Consider the following 4,123-nt stretch of genomic DNA (forward strand, 5'->3'; position numbering starts at 1 on the left):
CTACATCTGTAAATAATACTAGATATAAAAATAAATAAGTAATTATTATCGTATTTCTACAGAAAATATAACTGTTGTAGCAGCGTTAAGCTCTGAAATCAAGAGTCTTTCAAACCCATAGCTTATTAGCTGTTATCTATTGAGTGTTATGGCGTAAAAATACGATAAATTTTAGAATAACTTGACTAACATAAATATACTTAGATATATGCACTAATGATATTTATGTATAAATGTTTGCTAGACAAAATTTAAAGCTTGACCCCGTACCTGAGTGTTTACCTGCCCTTGGTCATAAACAATCTCACCACCGACAATGGTGGTTACAGCCCAGCCAGTGAGGTTCCAGCCTTCAAAAGGACTCCAACCGCACTTAGTTAATAATTCCTCGCGCCGGACAGGACGATATGTGTTCAAATCTACAAGCACCAAATCAGCATCATAACCTGGTGCGATCGCTCCTTTATTGGGAATACCATAGGCCACAGCCACAGCTTTAGACATCCAATTCACAACTTGAGGAACAGTACACTTTCCTTCCATTGCCGCAGTTAACATCAAAGCCAGGGAAGTTTCCACCCCAGGCATTCCCGATGGTGTATTGGGATATTCTTGGGCTTTTTCTTCTAAGGTGTGGGGTGCATGATCTGTGGCGATAAAATCAATTACACCATCCCGTAAAGCCTGCCAGAGGACTTGATTATCGTGGGGCGATCGCAAAGGAGGATTCATCTGTGCTAAAGTGCCAATCTGTGCATAAGCGTTGGTGTTTAGTAACAAATGCTGTGGTGTCACCTCTGCTGTTACCCAACTCGGTTTATCCTGACGCAGCAACTCTGCCTCTTCTGCCGTTGATAGATGCAGAATATGTAAACGACGTTGATATTTTTTAGAAAGTTTTAATGCTAGTTGAGTTGCCAACAAAGCTGCTTGATTATCTTGAATTTGGGAATGAACGGCGACATCGTGAATGTTGGCAAATTCTTGGCGTCGTTGGTTGATTCTGGCTTGGTCTTCGGCATGAACAGCAATCAAGCGAGATCCTTTAGCAAATATCGCTTCCAGTGCCGTTTCTCCGTCAACCAGCAACTGACCATGCATCGACCCCATAAAAATTTTGATGCCTGGTGTTGGCTTAGCTAGAAGCAAATCTGGTAGATTCTCTGCTGTTGCCCCAACAAAAAAGCCATAATTAACCAAGCATTTTTGGGAGGCACGTTCTAGTTTGTCATCTAAAGCTTGCTGTGTTGTTGTCAGGGGGCGAGTGTTGGGCATTTCTAAAAAAGAAGTCACTCCCCCTTTGGCACAGGCACAACTGGCAGTGAACAAATCTTCTTTGTGTTCTAGCCCTGGTTCGCGGAAATGTACCTGCGGATCGATGACTCCTGGCAACAAAGTTAACCCTTGTGCGTCAATTTCTGTGGCTAGTTCGGTTTGGGAGATTTCTAGCGCTACTTCGACTATTTGGCGATCGCGCGTCAGCACATCCCCAATCATTGCTTCACCATTGGGTAGGATAATACGAGCGTGGCGAATCAGTAAACTTTTTGAAGATAACATGGGGGTTAGGAATTCCAATTGAAAATTTAAAATCAGGAAATGTAATCTTGGCAAGTATTCAAGCTACTTCTGTAACCAAATCTTGCCGCAACAGCAGCGGTTGTATATGACAGACAACTATGCTTTTAGGTTAAACTTAGTCGCGCTCTGAGTAACTAATTTTTGCGGAGCGTTAAAAAAAAGTTTATTTTTAATTTATGAACAACCTCGTGAAAATCCGAATTTAACTGGGAAATTAAAATTTTTCCGTTAACATTAACAGATAAAATCCATTTAGTTTAGTTAATTACCTACCTCCTCTCTCTTAGTTCAGTAATTTCATGCAAAATAAAGTGTCTGATAACAACTCTAGTCAACAACCCGATAATTCCTGGATCGCAGAGCTTGGTAGAACAATTGTTTTAAGCATTGTTCTCGCTCTGGGAATTCGTACCTTTGTTGCTGAAGCACGCTGGATTCCTTCTGGATCGATGGAACCAACTCTGCATGGTACACCAAACCAGTGGGAGGCAGACAAAATTATTGTCGATAAATTGAAATATAAATTTGCTAACCCCCAGCGCGGAGATATTATAGTATTTTCTCCTACGGAAGAGCTACAAAAAGAACAATACCAGGATGCTTTCATCAAACGTGTAATCGGCTTACCTGGAGAAAAAGTACAACTCAAAGATGGTAAAGTCTATATCAATAACAAACCCCTACCAGAACAAAATTATCTTAGTTCCGGGCAGAGTACAGTTATTGATGTTTGTAAAGACGCTCCCCAACCGCGCTTTTTGGCAAAACCACAAACCATACCAACAGACTCATATTTAGTACTAGGTGACAATCGTAACAGTAGTTACGATAGCCGTTGTTGGGGTGTTGTCCCCCGTCAAAATATTATTGGTCGGGCTGTATTCCGCTTCTGGCCTCTTAATCACATTGGTGGAATTGATAAAACACCGCTATATCCACAAACAACTCCATAAATACGTTATTGGTCGTTAGTCATCGATTTCAAAAAATAGCAAAGGAGAAATTAGAACTAACAAAACACAAGAAAACCTGATACCTCTTTAAAAAAGAATGCGACAGATACACACTCCGAAACCCTTGTTCTGTCGGCTTTCTTAATGCGTGGATGCGTGAATTTTAAATTGGTGTGATATGCCTAGTATCAACCGTAAGCTAATTATAGAAGGTAGTGTGATACTAGTCTTCTGGATTTTTGCTGCCTATATCCTGATTTTTACTGAAATACGCTGGATTCCTTCTGGTGCTATGGAACCAACTCTGCATGGTACACCAAACCAGTGGGAGGCAGATAAAATCATTGTGGATAAATTGAAGTATAAATTTTCTCAACCACAACGGGGAGACATTGTGGTTTTTTCTCCTACTGAAGAATTAAAAAAAGAACAATACCAAGATACTTTTATTAAACGCGTAATTGGTTTACCTGGAGAAAAAGTACAACTTCAAAATGGCAAAGTTTATCTCAACAATAAACCTCTCCCAGAAGACAATTATGTTAGTCCAGGTCAGAATACATCAATTGATGTTTGTTCATCAGGGGCGCAACCACCCTTCTTGGCTGAACCCCAGACAATACCAACAGACTCATATTTAGTACTAGGTGACAATCGTAATAGTAGCTATGACAGCCGTTGTTGGGGTGTTGTCCCCCGCAAGAATATTATTGGTCGTGCTGTATTTCGCTTTTGGCCTATCAACCATGTTGGGGGAATTGTTAACAATTGAAAATTGCTATGATACCTTACCTAGCTAAAATTTTACTATATCCAGTTAAGTCTCTGGATGGTGTTGAAGTTGAGTGTGCTAGAGTTCTTGACAGTGGCGCGCTAGAACATGACCGAGAATTTGCTATTTTTGATGAACGGGGTCGATTTGTAAATGGCAAGCGTCACGCCAAAATTCATTTACTGCGGGTGTCTTATTCATCACAATTCAAATTTTTAGATAAAACTATATCGCTAAAAATTCCTGGTATTGACTCACAACAAGTTTTTCATTTGCATGAGGAACAGCAAGCATTAGAAGCAACTTTGAGTGATTTTTTTGAGTTTCCTGTAACACTTAAACAAAATTCTCTCATGGGCTTTCCTGATGATACCGACTCACCAGGCCCAACGGTAATTAGTACAGCAACTTTAACAGAAGTGGCTTCTTGGTTTCCCGGTTTAAGTGTGGATGAAATGCGCCGCAGAATCCGCGCCAACATCGAAATCGATGGTGTACCAGCATTTTGGGAAGATCGGCTATTTCGTGAACAAGGTGATTTAGTTTCGTTTAGAGTCGGAGATGTGGATTTTTTTGGAGTTAAACCTTGTCAGCGTTGTATAGTGCCAACACGTGATTCTTACTTGGGGGAAGCTTATCCAAACTTTCAAAAAATCTTTGTCAATCATCGCCAAGCAACCTTACCAAAATGGGTTACTTCATCGCGTTTTAATCATTTCTACAGATTGAGCATTAATACAGAATTACCTTCATCATCAGCCGGAAAAATTTTACAAATCGGGACAAAAGTTGAAATAATTTCATAATAAATTAATAC

4 protein-coding genes are annotated in these 4,123 nt (G+C 40.1%); 3 read left to right on the forward strand and 1 reads right to left on the reverse strand.

All coding sequences use genetic code 11. The annotated features are described in order from the left end of the window. Nucleotides 1–240 precede the first annotated feature (240 nt). Nucleotides 241–1,560: a dihydroorotase gene (locus GNE10_RS32460; RefSeq protein ID WP_185570108.1), complete on the reverse strand. Its 1,320-nt coding sequence runs from the start codon at nucleotides 1,558–1,560 to the stop codon at nucleotides 241–243. Between the two features lie 320 nt (nucleotides 1,561–1,880). Here GNE10_RS32460 and lepB (GNE10_RS32465) point away from each other — a divergent pair, with 320 nt between their 5' ends. From lepB (GNE10_RS32465) to GNE10_RS32475, 3 genes are all read left to right on the forward strand, one after another. After that, entirely contained in the window at nucleotides 1,881–2,534 is a 654-nt protein-coding gene (lepB, locus tag GNE10_RS32465) for a signal peptidase I (RefSeq protein WP_099069045.1), read from the forward strand. Nucleotides 2,535–2,712: 178 nt separating this feature from the next. After that, complete coding sequence (gene lepB / locus GNE10_RS32470) at nucleotides 2,713–3,306, forward strand: signal peptidase I (protein WP_185570110.1); 594 nt, start codon at nucleotides 2,713–2,715, stop codon at nucleotides 3,304–3,306. Between the two features lie 11 nt (nucleotides 3,307–3,317). Continuing rightward, a complete protein-coding gene (locus GNE10_RS32475; RefSeq protein ID WP_185570112.1) occupies nucleotides 3,318–4,112 on the forward strand; it encodes an MOSC domain-containing protein in 795 nt (264 codons plus the stop codon). The last annotated feature ends 11 nt before the right edge of the window (nucleotides 4,113–4,123 follow it).

Origin of the sequence: Nostoc sp. 2RC, assembly GCF_014222165.1 — a bacterium.
GTDB lineage: Bacteria > Cyanobacteriota > Cyanobacteriia > Cyanobacteriales > Nostocaceae > Nostoc > Nostoc linckia.